At 43.6% G+C, this 921-nt stretch carries 2 protein-coding genes; both read right to left on the reverse strand.

Features of this window, described 5'->3' with window-relative positions; all coding sequences use genetic code 11:
- The coding region (locus tag MD535_RS25655; protein ID WP_313897292.1) for an LPD25 domain-containing protein at positions 1 to 612 on the reverse strand (612 nt) is incomplete at its 3' end.
- Positions 613 to 709: 97 nt separating this feature from the next.
- On the reverse strand, positions 710 to 862 hold the full coding sequence (locus MD535_RS25660) for a hypothetical protein (RefSeq protein ID WP_265678115.1): 153 nt from the start codon (positions 860 to 862) through the stop codon (positions 710 to 712).
- Positions 863 to 921 lie beyond the last annotated feature (59 nt).

Here is a 921-nt window from a genome sequence, read left to right on the forward strand (position 1 = left end):
AGCAACAATCACACCCTTAGCCCATGTCGGTACTTCCAGAGCTTCTTGAAACGCCTCCTCTGCTTGTTGGTGTTCACGCCATGCTTTTTCCCTCTCCTTTTGTTTTACTTCTTCTTTCGCCGCCTCTTGTGCTTTGGCCTGCTCTTCGACCTGTTTAATCTGCATACGACCAAGATCAACGAGCGTGTAGTTCAAAGCGTAAGTGTTAATGAGTTCGATGAGTTGCTGGTGGTACTTGTCATTCAGCCATCGCTTATCTGGTTCATTTTTGTGTATATGGTAGTAGTTGAGCGTACTTAAACAGTGCTCTGCAAATCCTTGGTCATTACCCCCACAGCCTAAATCTAAGCGGCATTCGTGTTGGTGCTCATTATCAAAGGTGACCGTCACTTTTGTTTTATCGTACCCGCCTAATGGATTGGTCTTTGCCACCTCTAACGCTTTAGCTTCAAAATCTGCAAAATCATACTCGGTATCAGAATCAAAGGCTCTGGATTCTGACCAATGAACGAATACTGTGAGCGGTTTGATTTTACTTTCCTCTGGCGTGAGTAATAAATCGGATGGATTGCTGGATGAACTCTTTTGGCTATCTTGTTTTGTAATTGACATGAGGGTGTCCTGTTGATGAATCAATAAAAAGGCCACCTTAAAAGCAAGATGGCCTGTAGAGTGTTAACGGATAAAGGCTAGTGACTACGCAGCTCGATTAGGTTGTAGACGCCCTTTCTAAAGTTCGCGATGAATGTTGATTCCCATAGGGCATAAAGCTTGACGATGTTGGGAGAGGACATGCTTTTATGCCGGAGTATCGAGTAAAAACTGTGCTATGAATGAAATCGAATTCAATATCTCGCTCCAATGTTGGGTAAGGGTATCCATTGAAGCTAAAGTCCGTGATGCAAAGGATGGAATAGAAGG

The organism is Vibrio qingdaonensis, from assembly GCF_026191675.1.
GTDB lineage: Bacteria > Pseudomonadota > Gammaproteobacteria > Enterobacterales > Vibrionaceae > Vibrio > Vibrio qingdaonensis.